We start from the raw sequence: 16,062 nt of genomic DNA, 5'->3' as shown, positions 1-16,062 counted from the left end.
GTCTGTTGTCGGTGATGGCGGACGACATCCGAGCGCGGGAACTCGCCCTGCGCCTGCCCCTAGTCGCCACCGAGGATGACTGAACCGCCCCCTTACACTGCGGCGGGCGCGAGGACAACCGGGAGGCGCCCCCAATGCGTCATGGCCGGCTTGCGCCGGCCATGAGCTGTCTTGTCGCTACTGTCCGGCTCAGGCGGCGAGGCCGCGCAGCACGTAATGCAGGATGCCGGCATTCTTGAAGTAGTCGATCTCGTCCAGCGTATCGATGCGGCAGAGGATCGGCACCTTCTTCACCGAGCCGTCGGCATAGGTGATCTCGGCTTCCATCATCTGGCGCGGCTTGACGTTGGCCAGACCATGGATGGTGACGCTCTCGTCGCCCTTCAGGTCGAGCGAGGCCCAGCTCGTGCCCTCCTGCAGGGTGAAGGGAACGACGCCCATGCCGACCAGGTTCGAGCGGTGGATGCGCTCGAAGCTCTGGGCGATCACGGCCTTGACGCCGAGGAGGTTCGTGCCCTTCGCCGCCCAGTCGCGCGAGGAGCCGTTGCCGTACTCGACGCCGGCGAAGATCACCAGCGGCACCTTCTCCGCCTGGTACTTCATCGCCGCGTCGTAGATCGGCAGCTCTTCCTTGCTGGGATAGTGGATCGTGTAGCCACCCTCGCGGCCGTTCGGGCCGAGCATGTGGTTGCGGATGCGGATATTGGCGAAAGTGCCCCGCATCATCACCTCATGGTTGCCGCGGCGCGTGCCGTACTGGTTGAAGTCGGCCACCGCGACACCGTGCTCGGTCAGGTAGGAACCAGCCGGAGAGGCCGCCTTGATCGAGCCGGCCGGGGAGATGTGGTCGGTCGTGATCTTGTCGCCGAACAGGCCGAGGATGCGCGCGCCCTTGATGTCGCCGATCGCGGCAGGCTGCTTGCCCATGCCCTGGAAATAGGGCGGGTTCTGCACATAGGTCGATGCGTCGTCCCAGGCATAGGTTTCCGAGGTCGGGGCGTTGACCGCCTGCCAATGCGCGTCGCCCTTGAAGACGTCGGCATATTTCGCCTCGAAGATGGCGCGGGTGACGTTCTGCTGGATGAAGCTCTGGATCTCCTTGTTGGAGGGCCAGATATCCTTCAGGTAGACGTCCTTGCCGTCCGAGCCCTGGCCGATCGGCTGCGTGGTCAGGTCCATCTGGATGGAGCCGGCGAGCGCATAGGCGACGACGAGCGGCGGCGATGCCAGGTAGTTCGCCTGCACGTCCGGCGAGACGCGGCCTTCGAAATTGCGGTTGCCGGAGATGACGGCGCCCGCGATCAGGCCCTTCTCGTTGATCGTCTTCGAGATCGGCGCCGGCAGCGGGCCGGAATTGCCGATGCAGGTCGTGCAGCCGAAGCCGACCAGGTTGAAGCCGAGCTTGTCGAGATCGGTCTGGAGACCGGACTTGGCGAGATATTCGGCGACGACCTGCGAGCCGGGCGCCAGCGAGGTCTTCACCCAGGGCTTGACCTTGAGGCCCTTGGCGACCGCGTTGCGGGCGAGCAGACCCGCCGCCATCAGCACCGAGGGGTTCGAGGTGTTGGTGCAGGAGGTGATCGCCGCGATGACGACGTCGCCATGGCCGAGGTCGAAATCCTCGCCCTCGACCTCGACGCGGCGCGAGAGCTCGGCGCCCTTCTTGTAGTCGGTGTCCATGGCGGCGGCGAAGCCGGCCTTGACGGCGGAGAGGTCGACGCGGCCTTCCGGACGCTTCGGGCCGGCCATCGAGGGCTGGACCGACGAGAGATCGAGCTCGAGCGTGTCGGTGAAGACCGGATCGGGCGTCTCGGGGGTGGCGAAGATGCCCTGCGCCTTGCTGTACGCCTCGACCAGCGCGATGCGGTCGGCCGCGCGGCCGGTGGTGGTCAGATAATCCAGCGTCTCGGTATCGACCGGGAAGAAGCCGCAGGTCGCACCGTATTCCGGACCCATGTTGGCGATGGTCGCGCGGTCGGCCAGCGTCAGGTTGTAGAGGCCGGGGCCGAAGAACTCGACGAACTTGCCGACGACGCCCTTCTTGCGCAGCATCTGGGTGACAGTGAGCACGAGGTCGGTCGCGGTGATGCCTTCCTTGAGCGAGCCGGTCAGCTTGAAGCCGATCACTTCCGGCAGCAGCATCGACTGCGGCTGGCCGAGCATGGCGGCCTCGGCCTCGATGCCGCCGACGCCCCAGCCGAGGACGGCGAGGCCGTTGACCATGGTGGTGTGCGAGTCGGTGCCGACGACCGTGTCGGGATAGGCGACCTCGACCTCGACGCCGTCGATGGTCTCCTTGCGGGTCCAGACGGTCTGGGCGAGGTACTCAAGATTGACCTGGTGGCAGATGCCGGTGCCGGGCGGGACGACGCGGAAATTGTCGAAGGCGCCCTGGCCCCACTTGAGGAACTTGTAGCGCTCGGCATTGCGCTCGTATTCGAGCTCGACGTTCTGGGCGAGCGCCTTGGGCGTGCCGAACTCGTCGACGATGACCGAGTGGTCGATGACGAGATCGACGGGCACGAGCGGGTTGATTTTCTGCGGGTCGCCGCCGAGCGCCTTCACGCCGTCGCGCATCGCGGCGAGGTCGACGACGGCCGGAACGCCGGTGAAGTCCTGCATCAGCACGCGCGCCGGGCGGAAGCCGATCTCCTTGCCGGCGGTGCCCTTGTCGTCGAGCCAGGCGACGAAGCCTTCAATGTCGGCCTTGGTGACGGAGCGTCCGTCCTCGAACTGCAAGAGGTTCTCGAGCAGCACCTTCATCGAGAAGGGCAGCTTCGAGATGCCCGGCAGGCCGTTCTTCTCGGCATCGGGCAGGGAGTAATAGGTGTAGGTCTTGCCGCCGGCGGTGAGCGTCTTGCGGGCTTTGAATGAGTCGAGCGAGGCCATTCGGGCTTGATCCTGATCAAGGGGTTGCGGTCGCGACCGGAGCGCCCTTGCGGACACCGCCGTTCGAAGGCCTAATGCGCATGACGCGCGCGCCGCCTCGGGAGTGCCCGAGCCCCGCGCCGGATCGGCGTGCGGCGTAGCCGCGGGTTCTATAGAGCAATTCCAAGAAGCGCGCTAGATGAACGAAATGAGCTCGGACGTATCTGCGGCAGCGCTGCCTTGAAGCAAGTTCCATTCCTGCCGACGCGCCTCCACGCCGAGAATCTCGCCTGCCGACGCAGCGGCAGGCTGATTTTCGAGGGCTTGAGCTTCACGCTGCAACCGGGCCAGGCGATTGCTCTGACTGGCCGTAACGGCGCTGGCAAGTCGAGCCTGATCGCGATGCTCTGCGGGAGGTTGAGGCCGGACAGCGGCAGCATCCGGCTGGAAGGGACGGAGGACGAGGCCGATCTCGCGGAGATCTCGCATCTCGTTGGCCACCGCGACGGGCTGAAGACGGCGCTGACGGCCCGCGAGAATCTCGTCTTTGCAAGGGATGTGCTGGGCGACGCCGCCTTCACCCCGGACGAAGCGCTGGCCGTCGTCGGGCTCGGCCACGCGGCGGAATTGCCGGCCGGCTATCTGTCGGCGGGGCAGCGGCGGCGCGTCGCGCTGGCGCGGCTTCTGGTGTCACGGCGGCCGTATTGGCTGCTCGACGAGCCGCTCTCGGCACTTGACGCAGCCTCGCAAGCGATGGTTGCCGGATTGATGCGCGATCACTTGGCGCAGGGCGGCGCGATTCTCGCCGCGACCCATGGCCCGCTGGGGATCGAGGGCACGCGCGAAGTCAGGATCGGCCCGTGAGACGCGCCTTCTGGGCCATCCTGAAGCGTGACCTCGCCGTCGCGAGCCGGGCCGGCGGTGGCGGCGAGCTGGCGCTCGTCTTCTTCCTGACGCTCGTCGTGCTCGTACCCTTCGCGCTCGGTCCCGATCTCAACCTGCTGTCGCGGATCGGTCCGGCGATCCTTTGGCTCGGCGCGCTGCTTTCGGTGCTGATCGGGCTCGATCGCCTCTTTCAGAGCGACGAGGAGGATGGTTCGCTCGATCTGATCAGGGCCTCGGCCTTGCCGCTGGAGCTCGCCGTGCTGGCCAAGGGGCTGGTGCATTGGCTCACCACGGGCTTGCCGCTGGCTTTGGTCTCGCCATTGCTCGGCCTGCTGGTGGCATTGCCGGGTGAGGGTGTTTTGCCGCTGGTCGCAACGCTTCTGGTCGGTACGCCGGCCCTGAGCTTTATCGGGGCGGCTGGTGCGGCTTTGGCCGCTAGTCTTCGGCGTGGCGGTCTGATCGTGCCGGTGCTGGTTGCGCCCTTGACGGTGCCGGTGCTGATCTTCGGCGTGTCGGCTGCCAATGCCGCTGTCGGCGGCACCGTGCCCTTCCTGACGCCGTTCCTGATCCTCTGTGCGATTTCGCTGGGCGCGATCGTGGTAGGCACCGTGGCTGCCGCCGCAGCCCTGAGATCGGCCGACTAGGCGGTTCAGTCGCGCTGGGGCGCCTGCGGCGCGAATTCGACCGGGTAGCCGCATTGGGTCGCGAATTTGGCGACGGATACCGCGATATCCTCAAGCGCGACGTTCCGCTCGACGAAAGCGCGGCGGATTTCCTCGGCGGTCGAATTGCGCGCCCTGGAAAACTGGCGATTCGACAAGCGCATGCCGAGCCGCGCGGCGGCCGTGCGCGAGCTGTTGCGACGTGGGCTGGCTGCCGAAGGCTTCGATCTGGCCGGCGAAGGCGTTCAATCCAAGCAGTTCGGCATCGTCGACAAGGGCGGGGCGGAGGCTTCCTCGGACGAGGAAGCCTAGCCGAAGCGTGATTGTCGCATCCCCCAGGCATCCATTGCTTGGAACCCGTCGAGATTGCTAAAGCTGCGCCATGGCGCTCAAGCCCCCGCACCTGACATCGCCGGCATCATGGCCAGCCTGATCGATCTCGCCAATCCGACGCGCTTCATGCGTTTCTCGGCCGTGCTGCTGCCGTGGCTTTCGGTGATCGCGGCGCTGCTGATCGTCGTGGGCTTGTATCTCGCCTGGTTCAAGGCACCTGCCGATTATCAGCAGGGCGAGACCATCCGGATCATGTTCATCCATGTGCCGGCCGCCTGGCTCGCGATGATGTTCTATTCGATGATGGCGCTTTCGGCGCTTGGCACGTTGGTCTGGCGCCATCCGCTCGCCGATGTCGCGCAGAAGGCGGCGGCGCCGATCGGAGCCTGCTTCGCGCTGATCTGCCTCGTCACCGGCGCGCTCTGGGGCAAGCCGATGTGGGGCACCTATTGGGTCTGGGACGCGCGGCTGACATCGATGCTCGTGCTGCTGCTGATCTATCTCGGCCTGATCGCGCTCTGGCGGGTGCTCGACGATCCCTCGCGCGCGGCGCGGGCCGTCGCCATCCTGACGCTGGTCGGCTTCGTCAACGTGCCGATCATCAAGTTCTCGGTCGATTGGTGGAACACTTTGCACCAGCCGGCTTCTGTGCTGCGCATCGGCGGGCCGACGATCCATCCCTCGATGCTCTGGCCGCTCTTGATCCTGGCCGTCGGCTTCACGCTGATGGCGCTATCGCTGCACATGGTTGCGATGCGTGCCGAGATCATGCGCCGGCGCGTGCGGACGCTGACGATCCTCGAAGCCGAGCGGCTCGACCGGCTGGCGGCGCAAGGCGTACCGGCATGAATGGGCTTCTCGACGGAATCGGGCCGCATGCCGGCTTCATCCTGGCATCCTATGGTGCGGCTGCGCTCATCCTCGCCGGGCTGACACTGGCGATCCTGCGCGACCACGCTGCCCAGAAGCGGGCGCTCGACGCGCTGGAGCGCCGTGGCGCCGGCCGCCGTTCGGGCCGGGAGGCGGCATGAGCCAGGTCGAGACCGCGCCGCGGCGGCGTTCGCCGCTGGTCTTCCTCGCGCCATTGATCATGTTCGGCCTGCTCGCCATCGTCTTCGGCATCGGGCTGTTCAGCGGCGACAAGAGCAAGGTGCCCTCCGCGCTGATCGGGCGCGTCGCGCCGGCGATCACGCTCGCGCCGCTGGAAGGGCTGCAGAGGGACGGCAAGCCCGTGCCGGCTTTCGGCAATGCCGATCTCACTGGCGGGAAGGCGACGCTGGTCAATGTCTGGGCGAGCTGGTGCGCGCCCTGCCGGGTCGAGCACCCCGTGCTGATGGGCTTGGCCGAGACCGATGCGGTCAAGCAGGGCAAGGTCGCGCTGGTCGGGATGAACTACAAGGACGAGGCCGAGAATGCGCGCCGCTTCCTCGGTGCGCTCGGCAATCCGTTCTCGGCGGTCGGTGTGGATCCCGCCGGGCGCGGGGCGATCGAATGGGGCGTCTACGGCGTGCCCGAGACCTTCGTCATCGGGCCGGACGGGCACATCCTCGACAAGCATGTCGGCCCGCTCGACCAGAATGCCGCGAGCAAGCTGCTGCAGCGGGCGCTGAAGGCACGGTGACCGGTGCGTCATGCTCGGGCTTGACCCGAGCATCTCATGCCGAAAAGGGCGGTCTATTCTGCGGGAGATTCTCGGGTCTGCGCTTCGCTTCGCCCGAGAATGACGTGCCTGTGCTTGCTCGCCGCTTTTTTAGGCCGCGCGCTTGGAGCCGACGAGGCTGTCGAACAGGCCGCGCCCGTCGGTGCCGCCGACCAGCGAATCGATCAGGTTCTCCGGGTGCGGCATCAGGCCGAGCACGTTGAAACCGGGCGAATAGATGCCGGCGATGTTGTTGAGCGAGCCGTTCGGGTTCGCCGCCGGGGTCACGTTGCCCTCAGCATCAGCATAGCGGAAGGCGACGAGGCCTTCGCCTTCGAGGCGGGCGAGCGTCTCGGCATCGGCGATGTAGTTGCCCTCGCCATGGGCGATGCAGACATCGATCGCCTGACCCTTGGCATAGGCGCTCGTATAGGGCGTGTCGTTACGCTCGACCTTGAGGTGCTGGCGCTTGCAGACGAATTTCAGATGGGCGTTGCGCACGAGGATGCCGGGCAGCAGCCCCGCCTCGCAGGCGATCTGGAAGCCGTTGCAGATGCCCAGCACATAACCGCCGCGGGCGGCATGGGCGCGGGTGGCGTCCATGATATGGGCGCGGCCGGCGATGGCGCCGGTGCGCAGATAGTCGCCATAGGAAAAGCCGCCGGGCAGCACGACGAGATCGGTCCCGGCCGGCAGCTCGCTGTCGCCGTGCCAGATATGGGTGACCTCGGCGCCGGCCTGCTTCAGCGCCTTGGCGACGTCGCCCTCACGGTTGGAGCCGGGAAAGGTGATGACGGCGGCTTTCATCGCTCAGGCTCCGATCTCGACGCGGTAGTTCTCGATCACGGTGTTGGCGAGGAGCTTGTCGCAGGCGGCCTTGAGGGCAGCCTCGGCGGCGGCCTTGTCCGAGCCCGAGAGCTCGATATCGAAGACCTTGCCCTGGCGGACGGAATCGACACCGTCGATGCCGAGCGACTTCAGCGCGCCTTCGATCGCCTTGCCCTGCGGATCGAGCACGCCGTTCTTCAGGGTGACGGTGACGCGGGCTTTCATGGGGTTCTCCGGACGCGGATTGTTACGGGTGCCTTAACGGCGAATCGAAGCGGGCTCAACCGTTTCCCGCCGTTTCACGTGAATCAGCGGCTGCGCCAGGCGGCTTCGGCATCGCGGCGGGCAGCCTCGGCGGTCTCGCTGACGGCGAGTGCAAGCACGAGCCGGTCGGCCTCGCGGCCATAGAAGATCGCGGTGACGGCCTGACGGCCGGCGGTATCGAGCGAGCGGATCGTGACGAGAACGCCCTTGGCATCAGTCGAATCGATGCGGGCGACGTCGGTCGCACTGCGGGCTTCCGGTTTCGCGTCGGGCTTCCTCTTCAGCCTGCGCTGCGCCTTGCGGCGCTCGGCCGCTTTCGCTGCCGCCATCCGGGCGAAGGCCTGCCCGAGGCTCGCCGGGCTTTCGGAAAGAGCCTTTTCCATGTCGCGGGCCTGCTCGCCTTCGAGGGCGATCACGGCAGCGAAGCCCTGACGCGTGCAGCTTTCGCGCGGGCAGAACACCATGGAGCGGGCTTCGAGCCCGTCATTCAGCACCCAGGAGCCGATCGGCAGGGGCTGCCAGCCCTGGGAAGCCGGCAGGTCGGCGATGCCTGCTCCGAAATGATGCGAGCAGGCGCCGAGCAGGAGGCTGCCAACCAGAAGCACGGCCGCGACATGAAAACGGGAGCGCATGCGCTCCCGTTTCGTCGGCGATAATGGCGCCGCGATGGCTTTCAAGGCCAGTTTGCCAATTCTACTGCGGCGGTCGACTGACAGCATTTTTTGCGCTTCCAGTGCTCACGTACAAATGTACGCTCCGCTCCGGTTCTCAAAAATGCCGCCATTCGACACCCCGCAGCGAATTGTCAAACGGCCTTGTCACTGCACCAGGCGCGGGCCGGACGGGCCGGGGTTCTCGTTCTCGCCGAGAATACCGAGGCGGCGGGCGACTTCGGAATAGGCCTCGATCAGGCCGCCCATGTCGCGGCGGAAGCGGTCCTTGTCCATCTTGTCCTTGGACTTGATGTCCCAGAGACGGCAGGAATCCGGGCTGATCTCGTCGGCGACGACGATGCGCATCATCTCGCCTTCCCAGAGGCGGCCGGTCTCCATCTTGAAATCGACGAGGCGGATGCCGGCGCCCAGGAAGAGGCCGGAGAGGAAGTCGTTGACGCGGATGGCGAGCGCCATGATGTCGTCGATCTCCTGCGGCGTCGCCCAGCCGAAGGCGGTGATGTGCTCTTCCGAGACCATCGGGTCGTTCAGCGCGTCGTTCTTGTAGTAGAACTCGATGATCGAGCGCGGCAGCTGCGTGCCTTCCTCGAGGCCGAGGCGGGTGGCGAGCGAGCCGGCGGCGATGTTGCGCACGACGACCTCGAGCGGGATGATCTCGACCTCGCGGATGAGCTGCTCACGCATGTTCAGCCGGCGGATGAAATGCGTGGGTACGCCGATATCGTTGAGATTCGAGAAGATGTGCTCGGAGATGCGGTTGTTGAGCACGCCCTTGCCGTCGATCACTTCATGCTTCTTGGCATTGAAGGCGGTGGCGTCGTCCTTGAAGTGCTGGATCAGCGTACCGGGCTCGGGTCCTTCATAGAGGACCTTCGCCTTGCCTTCGTAAATGCGACGGCGGCGATTCATGGGTATGTACCGTGGCTTGAGGAAATCCAAAGGTCGGCCCTTCTCTGGACGCGATGGTCTCGCGGCGGGATCTGGCCCCTGATCTGTTCTTGTCCAGCGTCGTCGGCCTGTCGGACTCGTCGGGTACGAATCCAGCGGCGGCAGCGGCGCCGGTTGCGTGCGGGAACACCGGCGGTGCTCTCGCGCCTGCTATATGGAGTGTCTACGCCGTAAACGCAACAAATCGCCGTTTGGAGGCTTCCAGACGCTTAAAGACCGCTGAAGACCCTGATCGAGGCTGGCTCTCGCCTCGCGAGCAACCTATATGGTTGAGCGACATATTCCCCAGACAAGGACATGGACGCCGCATGACGACCTTCGACCAGCGCAAGGACGCCTACGAGAACAAGTTCGCCCATGACGAGGAGCTGCGCTTCAAGGCGACCGCCCGGCGCAACAAGCTGCTCGGGCTCTGGGCTGCCGAGAAGCTCGGCAAGAGCGGCGCCGACGCCGAGGCCTATGCCAAGTCGGTCGTCGTGGCCGATTTCGAGGAGGCCGGCGACGAGGACGTAGTGCGCAAGGTCAAGAACGACTTCGCGCTGGCCAGCGTCACCGTCGCTGATACCGAGATCCGCACCGTGATGACCGAGCTGTTGATCAAGGCGGCCGACGACATCCAGGCCGGGCGCTAAGCTCCCAGGCCGGTTGCATCCCGGCTGACGCAGGACGTCTTTGAAACGGGCGCATGGGCGCCCGTTTGCTTTTCCGGCCTGAGACTGTTCAACCTGCATCGACCGCCGCAACGCCCGAAATGCGGCCAGACACGGATGAACGCATCATGGCCAAGCCCACCGTCCTCGCTTCCCTCGCCGATCGTTTCGCCCGGGGTGACAGCGTCGTTTCGGCCTGGTGCGGTTTGCCGGACCCGTCGATCGCGGCGATCCTGGCGCAAGAGGATTTCGACGCGATCACGCTCGACATGCAGCACGGGCCGATCACGCTTGGCGAGGTCATCCGCGCGATCCCGCTGATCAATGCCGCCGGCAAGCCGGCGATCGCGCGCATTCCGGTCGGCGAGTTCCAGAATGTCTCGAAGCTGTTCGACAGCGGTGTCTCCGGCGTGATCGCGCCGATGATCAACACGATGGAGGATGCCCGTCGCTTCGCGGCCTATGCCAAATATCCGCCGATGGGCGAGCGGAGCTGGGGTAGCTATGGCGGCCTTGGGGCCTCCGGCCTTGACCAGAACAGCTATCTCAAGACCGCCAACAGCTTCTCGATGACCTTCGCGATGATCGAGACACGCGAGGCGATGGCGATCGTCGACGACATTCTGGCGCTGGACGGGATCGACGCGCTGTTCGTCGGGCCGTCCGACCTGTCGATCGCGCTCTCCGGTGGAGCGAAGGTCGATGCCACCGCGCGCGAGGTCGATGAGGCGCTGAAGCATGTCGTCGCGCGGGCGTCGGCGGCCAACAAGCCGGTTGCGCTCTATGCGGCGACGGCAGAGCGCGCCAAGCAGGGCCTCGCCATGGGGGCGCGCATGGTGACGGTGATGAGCGATTCAGGGATGCTGAAGGCGGCCGCGCAGACGGCGCTCCAGATCACGCGGGGCTGAAAGGCCGCTCCGCGCCTTTCGGGCCGGTATCTCAGGCGTTGATGCCCTCGCGGCGTTTCAGCAGGGCATAATCGGCCCAGAGCAACCGCGCCGCGACGCCGCGCCAGGGCCGCCAGGCCTCCGCCATCGCCTGAAGCTCGGCCGGCTTCGGGCGGGCCGTGAGGCCGAAGGCGTGGCGGGCGGCTTCCTGGATGGCGAGATCGCCGGCGGCGAAGCCGTCGCGGTGGCCGAGGCAGAACAGCAGATAGACATCCGCCGTCCAGGGGCCGATGCCCGAGATCGCGGTCATCCGGGCATGGACCTCCTCGGGGGAGGCGTGTTCGAGCGCCTCGAAGGCGAAGCGCCGCTCGACGAGGGCGCTTGCCAGCGCGAGCAGCGTGCGCTGCTTCGGCCGCGACAGGCCGGACAGGCGCATGTCGTCATCCGTCGCGGCGAGCACGCGCTCGGGCGTCAGCGGGACGAAGACGCTGGCGAACCGGTTCCAGACGGCGCGCGCGCTCGCGACCGATAATTGCTGGGAGACGATGATCGCGGCGAGGCCGGGAAAGCCGCCCTCGCGCAGCCGCAAGGGCGGCAGGCCGGTGCGCGCGACGATGGGCTGCCAGTCCGGGTGCAGGGCGATAAGGGCGGCCATGCCTTCCTCGAGATCGGCGTTGGATGTGATTCTCTCGATCATGATCCGGGTATCGATGGCAGAGGCGACGGCTTTCGTCAGCAGGGAGCCGCTTGGCGCGGGCGGATGCAAGGCCTAGAGCAATTCCGTAATTCTCAGAATCGCGGAATTGCTCTAGGCCTTTGTTTTAACGCATTTTCTTCACGCGAACCGGTGTCCACTTCGCTCGAAAATGCTTTAGACAGGAGCAATGCCGCCCTCTCCACCCGTTTTCCGCTTTGCCCCAAGCCCGAACGGGCGCCTCCATCTCGGCCATGCGCTGTCGGCCCTGACCAATGAGGCGCTGGCGCGTCGGTTCGGCGGCCGCTTGCTGCTGCGGATCGAGGATATCGACCTGACCCGCTGCCGGCCGGAATTCGTGGAGGGGATCGAAGAGGATCTTGCCTGGCTCGGTATCCGGTTTGAGCCGGGCCACCGCAGGCAATCGGCGCATTTCGACGATTATGCTGGGGCGTTGGCTGCCTTACGCCAGCGCGGGCTGGTCTATACCTGCTTCTGCTCACGGCAGGAGATTCGCAGCGCTGTGGCCGCGCGGGAAGCCGCGACCGGCCAGCCTTGGCCGGTCGATCCAGATGGCGCGCCGCTTTATCCCGGCCTCTGTAAGGGGCTCGACCCGGATGAAGCAGCGCTGCGTATCGCGACAGGAGAGCCGCATGTGCTGCGGCTCGATATGGCGGCGGCGCTCGCGGTGGCAGGGCGCTCACTGGGTTACACAGTCTTCGACGAGGGGGATATTCGACACTCCGTCCCGGTCGCGCCTGAGCGTTGGGGCGATGTCGTGCTCGCCCGCAAGGATGTGCCGACGAGCTATCACCTTGCCGTCACCGTCGACGATGCCTTGCAGGGCGTGACCCATGTCGTGCGCGGCCGCGACCTTGAGGCGGCGACGGACGTCCATGTCCTCTTGCAGAACCTGCTCGGCCTGCCGACGCCGCTCTATCATTTCCACCACCTGCTGCTCGATGATGACGGGCAGAAGCTGGCCAAGAGCCGAGATTCGCGGAGTTTGGCGGATTTGCGCGCCGACGGGATCAGCGCGGGAGAGATCCGCCGGCAGCTCGGCTTCGCTTGAGGGCTCAGCCGACGCCGAGGAAGGTCAGCCAGGCAGCGGTGGTGAAGAGCGAGAGCAGGGTCGAGAGCGTGATCGCGCTCGACGCATCGGCCACGCCCTGCCGGTAGCGTTCGGCGAAGAGATAGGCGTTGATCCCGCAGGGGCAGGCGGCGAACAGCACGGCGACGCCGGACCAGTGCGCCGGCATCTCGAAGACCCGCGTCGCCAGCCAGTAGACCAGCAGGGGATGCAGCCCGAGCTTCAACCCGCTGAGGACCGCCGGCAAGGCGAGGCCGGATTCGAGGCCGTAGCGGCGCATGGCGATGCCCAGGCTGATCAAAGCGCAAGGCACGGCAGCCCCCGCCAGCAGATCGACCAGCGTCCAGGCCGGTTCGGGAATATACCCGATGAAGGGACGCACCGCCGAACCGAGCAGGATGCCGATGATGATCGGATGGGTGAACAGGCGCTTGATCAGTTGCGGGATCGAGGCCGAGCGGCCTTCGGCCAGCAGCGTCGCGACCGTCATCGTGACCGGAAGATGGATCGCGAGCAGCAGGCCGAGCGGCACGGCGCCGGCATCGCCATAGGCCTTGAGGATCATGGGTACGCCGACGAAGACGGTGTTCGACTGGGCGGCGGCGAAGCCGGAGACGACGAGCTCCGGCCCCTTCCGCGCGAAGAACCTGGCGGCGATGACCATGGCCAGCGCCCAGACCACGGCGAGGCCGGCGAAATAGGCGATCCAGTAGCCCCAGGGCTGGGTGACCGGGATATCGGCCTTCGCGAGCGTGCGGAACAGCAGGCAGGGCACGGCGAGGACGAAGACGAAATCCGACAGGCCCTCGCCGGTTGCCTCGCGCAGGAGCTTGCTCCAGCGGGCGCAGTAACCGAGGCCGATCAGCCCGAAGACGGGCAGGACGACGAGGAGGGAAGCGAGCATGGCTTCGGAACTCGCGCGAAAGAGGAACGCCTGCCTCCGCGGTGTCCGCTTGCGGGCGTGCTGTCAAGCAGCCAAGGCGGGGCGGAGGTTGTAACGCCTTGCCGTCATGCGCTCAGCGCAGTTGCGCGAGCGTCCCGCCAGCCTTCTCGATCAGGCCGCGGATCTCGTCACGCTGGCGCCTGAACTCGGTGAGCGTCGTGCCCTGGAGCTCGCGCCCGCGTGGCACGCGGATCTTCATCGGATTGACGAAATTGCCGTTGACCAGGACCTCGTAGTGCAGATGCGGGCCGGTGGAGAGGCCGGTCGAGCCGAGATAGCCGATAACCTGGCCCTGCCGGACCTTGGCGCCGGGCACGATGCCGTTGGCGAAGTTCGACTGGTGCGAATAGGTGGTGACGTAGCCGTTGGCGTGCTGGATCTCGGTGTGCTTGCCGTAGCCGGAGGACCAGCCGGCCTTGAGCACGGTGCCGTTGCCGGCCGCGAGGATCGGCGTGCCGATCCGGTTCGACCAGTCGACGCCGGTATGCATCTTCGAATAGCGCATGATCGGGTGGTAGCGCATGCCGAAGCCCGAGCGCAGCTCGCCATCGGCGATCGGCTTGCGCAGCAGGAACTTCTTCAGCGACTTGCCCTCGTCGTCGAAATACTCGATCAGCCCGTCATCGGGGGCCTGGTAGCGGAAGACCCGGCGGGTCTCGCCATTGACGGTGAGGCTCGCCGACAGGATCTCGGCGCGCTCGCCCTCGTCCTCCTCGGTGAAGATCACCTCCAGATTGTCGCCGCCATGGACGCGCTGCTGGAAATCGAGATCGTAGGAGAAAATGCGGACGAGCTCGTCGACCAGCGGGCGCGGCAGGTCGTGCCGGGCGCCGGTCTCGTAAAGGCTCTCATAGAGCCGGGCGCCGCCCGAACCCTCGTCGTCATCGTCCCCGTCCTCGGTGTTGCGCCGCTGCGGTTTCTGCGGGCCGGCCGCATCCTGGCGCGGCAGGTCGACCGGCACGAAGGCGCCCTTGTCGTTCATCGCGATGATGCCGTCGGGCTGGCCATTGCTGAGCAGCGAGACGCGCATGATCTGACGGGGATCGCCTGAGCGCGGGCCCGGTGCATAGAGCACCTGCAGGACCTGGCCGTCGGGCAGGGCGGAGGTTCGCACCTTGCCGCCGAAAGCCGCGATCATCGTGCGGACCTGCTCGGGCGCCACGCCGGCGCCGCGCATGACCTGCTCGAAATTCTCGCCGCGCTTGGCCATCAGCAGCTTGTCCTCGACGAGAGGCTCGCGCGAGGCCGGGATCGGGGTCTTCGGGGCGTTGGTGACGTTCTCGGGCACGACGCGGACCTCGATGCCCGAGAAGCGGGTATCGGTCGCCGGCGCATAGGCCAGAATGTCGTTGCCCGGTGCGGCGGTGCCGGTCAGCGTGCGGCTCAGCATCAATTGCGGTGGGATCGGCAAGGCGCGCTGGCGGCCGGAATTGGCCATGTTGGCGCGCTCTTCCTCGATCTGGGCGATCACCTCGGCATCGCTGAGCTGCGGCTTGCCGGAGGGCAAGGTCAGGTCGCCGAGATCGCGCTTGACGATGGTGACGTCGGCATCCGGCATGTCCTGGGCCGGCTCGGCATAGCGCTCCTCGGGCTGCCCGCCCTCGGCGAAGAGGCGCAGCGGGTTGAAGGGCGGAATATTGGAGGCATAGACGCCGGTCGTCAGCGACAGGTTGGACGCCAGGCGGACGAAAGGCCGGACGCGGATGACCTCGCGGTTGCCGGTGCGCTGCGACATCGGCGCGCGCAGGGTGTGGCGCGCCGACATGACCGGCTGATCGGCGACGAGCTTGTCGGCCTTGCGCGCCCCGCCGCCGTCGCCTGCGGCCGAGGCGGAACGAACGGCGACCGTCTCCGGTTGTTCCGGATAGCTGGTATCGCCGCGCATCGCGACGAGGATCGCGGCGCCGAGCAGGGCGGCGCCGCAGGAACCGACAAGCGCGCAAGCGAAGAGCCAACGCAGCGAGACGCCGCGCCGATCCAAAGGCTGCTGGCGGGAATCGCCCGGCTGGATCGGCGGCTCGATCCCGAGATCGACCAGAAGAGCCGCTGCCTCGGGGGCGAGTGGCTCGGCCGGCTGTGCGAACTCGGGATGGGCGTTCATGTCGTGGCGGTTGCTTCTTGCGGGCTGTCTCGAAATCTCGATGGCGACCCCCGCTGCAGCGACGGCGCCTTGAACGCATCCTGACGAAAGCGCGCCAGGACCATGCCCGTGCCGGAAGCCGGAATCAATCCGTTCAGCCGTGGACGATCTCCTGTGCTGGGAGATTGCGGCTGTTTTGGGAAGTCGCGTTCGCAGGAGCGCTCACACATGCGCGCGCGTTTTCCCTATCAAACAACGCTACATGCCGGGAATTGGCGGGCTTCCTCCGCAGAAGGGGCCGACCGCGGATGGGGAATCCAGCCCGGCCCCGGCCATGCCGATCTTCGCCGACGAACTTTTTTGCGGCGCAACAGGGCTGTGAGAGCCAGCCGTCTTCTGCGGTCGAGAGGATGTGAGCCGGCGAGTGGTCAGAAAAGCCGCAAAATGCGCCGTTTCGGCCGGGTTTCGGGGCTTCCGGCAAAAGAAATGCGTTCCGTCAAAAAAACTTCATCGAGCGTGTTGACTTCCAATCCGGGCCTGGCCTATAAACCGCCCATCGAGACGGCGCCGCCGCTGAGCGGCGCCTCTTCTGCGCTTCCTTAGGACGCTGGGGCTTA

At 66.4% G+C, this 16,062-nt stretch carries 17 protein-coding genes; 9 read left to right on the top strand and 8 right to left on the bottom strand.

The window, feature by feature from the left end; genetic code table 11:
- Positions 1-189: 189 nt before the first annotated feature.
- Positions 190-2,889: an aconitate hydratase AcnA gene (acnA, locus tag AC3WMA_RS26820; RefSeq protein WP_492288305.1), complete on the bottom strand. Its 2,700-nt coding sequence runs from the start codon at positions 2,887-2,889 to the stop codon at positions 190-192.
- A gap of 219 nt (positions 2,890-3,108) precedes the next feature.
- Here acnA and ccmA point away from each other — a divergent pair, with 219 nt between their 5' ends.
- From ccmA to AC3WMA_RS26790, 6 genes are all read left to right on the top strand, one after another.
- Positions 3,109-3,732, top strand: a complete 624-nt coding sequence (gene ccmA, locus AC3WMA_RS26815; RefSeq protein WP_492288304.1) for a heme ABC exporter ATP-binding protein CcmA — start codon at positions 3,109-3,111, stop codon at positions 3,730-3,732.
- Positions 3,729-4,397: a heme exporter protein CcmB gene (gene ccmB / locus AC3WMA_RS26810; RefSeq protein ID WP_492288303.1), complete on the top strand. Its 669-nt coding sequence runs from the start codon at positions 3,729-3,731 to the stop codon at positions 4,395-4,397. The genes ccmA and ccmB overlap by 4 nt, the downstream gene beginning before the upstream one ends.
- A gap of 126 nt (positions 4,398-4,523) precedes the next feature.
- Positions 4,524-4,727, top strand: a complete 204-nt coding sequence (locus AC3WMA_RS26805; RefSeq protein ID WP_492288341.1) for a hypothetical protein — start codon at positions 4,524-4,526, stop codon at positions 4,725-4,727.
- A gap of 108 nt (positions 4,728-4,835) precedes the next feature.
- Positions 4,836-5,597, top strand: coding sequence for a heme ABC transporter permease (locus AC3WMA_RS26800; protein ID WP_492288302.1), 762 nt, complete (start codon positions 4,836-4,838; stop codon positions 5,595-5,597).
- A complete protein-coding gene (ccmD, locus tag AC3WMA_RS26795) occupies positions 5,594-5,779 on the top strand; it encodes a heme exporter protein CcmD (protein WP_492288301.1) in 186 nt (61 codons plus the stop codon). Before AC3WMA_RS26800 ends, ccmD begins: the two co-directional genes overlap by 4 nt.
- A complete protein-coding gene (locus AC3WMA_RS26790) occupies positions 5,776-6,369 on the top strand; it encodes a DsbE family thiol:disulfide interchange protein (RefSeq protein WP_492288300.1) in 594 nt (197 codons plus the stop codon). The genes ccmD and AC3WMA_RS26790 overlap by 4 nt, the downstream gene beginning before the upstream one ends.
- 129 nt (positions 6,370-6,498) lie before the next feature.
- Here the strand turns inward: AC3WMA_RS26790 and purQ are convergent, their stop codons facing one another.
- From purQ to purC, 4 genes are all read right to left on the bottom strand, one after another.
- A complete protein-coding gene (gene purQ / locus AC3WMA_RS26785) occupies positions 6,499-7,194 on the bottom strand; it encodes a phosphoribosylformylglycinamidine synthase subunit PurQ (RefSeq protein ID WP_492288299.1) in 696 nt (231 codons plus the stop codon).
- A gap of 3 nt (positions 7,195-7,197) precedes the next feature.
- The gene (gene purS, locus AC3WMA_RS26780; RefSeq protein ID WP_257735086.1) at positions 7,198-7,440 is read right to left on the bottom strand and encodes a phosphoribosylformylglycinamidine synthase subunit PurS; all 243 of its coding nucleotides are present in this window, start codon (positions 7,438-7,440) and stop codon (positions 7,198-7,200) included.
- 83 nt (positions 7,441-7,523) lie between these two features.
- Positions 7,524-8,111, bottom strand: coding sequence for a hypothetical protein (locus AC3WMA_RS26775; RefSeq protein ID WP_492288298.1), 588 nt, complete (start codon positions 8,109-8,111; stop codon positions 7,524-7,526).
- 186 nt (positions 8,112-8,297) lie between these two features.
- Positions 8,298-9,092, bottom strand: coding sequence for a phosphoribosylaminoimidazolesuccinocarboxamide synthase (gene purC / locus AC3WMA_RS26770; RefSeq protein ID WP_257735084.1), 795 nt, complete (start codon positions 9,090-9,092; stop codon positions 8,298-8,300).
- 317 nt (positions 9,093-9,409) lie between these two features.
- On the opposite strand from purC, the gene AC3WMA_RS26765 reads away from it, so the two are divergent.
- Both AC3WMA_RS26765 and AC3WMA_RS26760 read left to right on the top strand, forming a co-directional pair.
- Positions 9,410-9,733, top strand: coding sequence for a DUF1476 domain-containing protein (locus tag AC3WMA_RS26765; protein ID WP_492288297.1), 324 nt, complete (start codon positions 9,410-9,412; stop codon positions 9,731-9,733).
- 146 nt (positions 9,734-9,879) lie between these two features.
- Positions 9,880-10,659, top strand: coding sequence for an HpcH/HpaI aldolase family protein (locus tag AC3WMA_RS26760; RefSeq protein WP_492288296.1), 780 nt, complete (start codon positions 9,880-9,882; stop codon positions 10,657-10,659).
- Between the two features lie 31 nt (positions 10,660-10,690).
- Here the strand turns inward: AC3WMA_RS26760 and AC3WMA_RS26755 are convergent, their stop codons facing one another.
- The gene (locus AC3WMA_RS26755) at positions 10,691-11,335 is read right to left on the bottom strand and encodes a DNA-3-methyladenine glycosylase family protein (RefSeq protein ID WP_492288295.1); all 645 of its coding nucleotides are present in this window, start codon (positions 11,333-11,335) and stop codon (positions 10,691-10,693) included.
- A gap of 187 nt (positions 11,336-11,522) precedes the next feature.
- Here AC3WMA_RS26755 and gluQRS point away from each other — a divergent pair, with 187 nt between their 5' ends.
- Positions 11,523-12,404 carry a tRNA glutamyl-Q(34) synthetase GluQRS gene (gene gluQRS / locus AC3WMA_RS26750; protein WP_492288294.1) on the top strand — a complete coding sequence of 294 codons (882 nt, stop codon included), beginning with the start codon at positions 11,523-11,525 and terminating at the stop codon, positions 12,402-12,404.
- 4 nt (positions 12,405-12,408) lie between these two features.
- Here gluQRS and AC3WMA_RS26745 read toward each other — a convergent pair whose 3' ends face one another.
- Both AC3WMA_RS26745 and AC3WMA_RS26740 read right to left on the bottom strand, forming a co-directional pair.
- Entirely contained in the window at positions 12,409-13,326 is a 918-nt protein-coding gene (locus AC3WMA_RS26745) for an AEC family transporter (RefSeq protein WP_492288293.1), read from the bottom strand.
- 112 nt (positions 13,327-13,438) lie between these two features.
- Positions 13,439-15,466, bottom strand: coding sequence for a peptidoglycan DD-metalloendopeptidase family protein (locus AC3WMA_RS26740; protein ID WP_492288292.1), 2,028 nt, complete (start codon positions 15,464-15,466; stop codon positions 13,439-13,441).
- Between the last annotated feature and the right edge of the window lie 596 nt (positions 15,467-16,062).

The organism is Allobosea sp. FW305-C-101 (assembly GCF_058783685.1).
This window is presented reverse-complemented; position numbering and strand designations above follow the sequence as displayed.

Coding starts and splice junctions, on each gene's coding strand:
- acnA (WP_492288305.1), bottom strand. CDS start 2,889: ATGGCCTCGCTCGACTCATTCAAAGCCCGCAAGACGCTCACCGCCGGC.
- AC3WMA_RS26800 (WP_492288302.1), top strand. CDS start 4,836: ATGGCCAGCCTGATCGATCTCGCCAATCCGACGCGCTTCATGCGTTTC.
- ccmD (WP_492288301.1), top strand. CDS start 5,594: ATGAATGGGCTTCTCGACGGAATCGGGCCGCATGCCGGCTTCATCCTG.
- AC3WMA_RS26790 (WP_492288300.1), top strand. CDS start 5,776: ATGAGCCAGGTCGAGACCGCGCCGCGGCGGCGTTCGCCGCTGGTCTTC.
- purQ (WP_492288299.1), bottom strand. CDS start 7,194: ATGAAAGCCGCCGTCATCACCTTTCCCGGCTCCAACCGTGAGGGCGAC.
- purS (WP_257735086.1), bottom strand. CDS start 7,440: ATGAAAGCCCGCGTCACCGTCACCCTGAAGAACGGCGTGCTCGATCCG.
- AC3WMA_RS26775 (WP_492288298.1), bottom strand. CDS start 8,111: ATGCGCTCCCGTTTTCATGTCGCGGCCGTGCTTCTGGTTGGCAGCCTC.
- AC3WMA_RS26765 (WP_492288297.1), top strand. CDS start 9,410: ATGACGACCTTCGACCAGCGCAAGGACGCCTACGAGAACAAGTTCGCC.
- AC3WMA_RS26760 (WP_492288296.1), top strand. CDS start 9,880: ATGGCCAAGCCCACCGTCCTCGCTTCCCTCGCCGATCGTTTCGCCCGG.
- AC3WMA_RS26755 (WP_492288295.1), bottom strand. CDS start 11,335: ATGATCGAGAGAATCACATCCAACGCCGATCTCGAGGAAGGCATGGCC.
- gluQRS (WP_492288294.1), top strand. CDS start 11,523: ATGCCGCCCTCTCCACCCGTTTTCCGCTTTGCCCCAAGCCCGAACGGG.
- AC3WMA_RS26745 (WP_492288293.1), bottom strand. CDS start 13,326: ATGCTCGCTTCCCTCCTCGTCGTCCTGCCCGTCTTCGGGCTGATCGGC.
- AC3WMA_RS26740 (WP_492288292.1), bottom strand. CDS start 15,466: ATGAACGCCCATCCCGAGTTCGCACAGCCGGCCGAGCCACTCGCCCCC.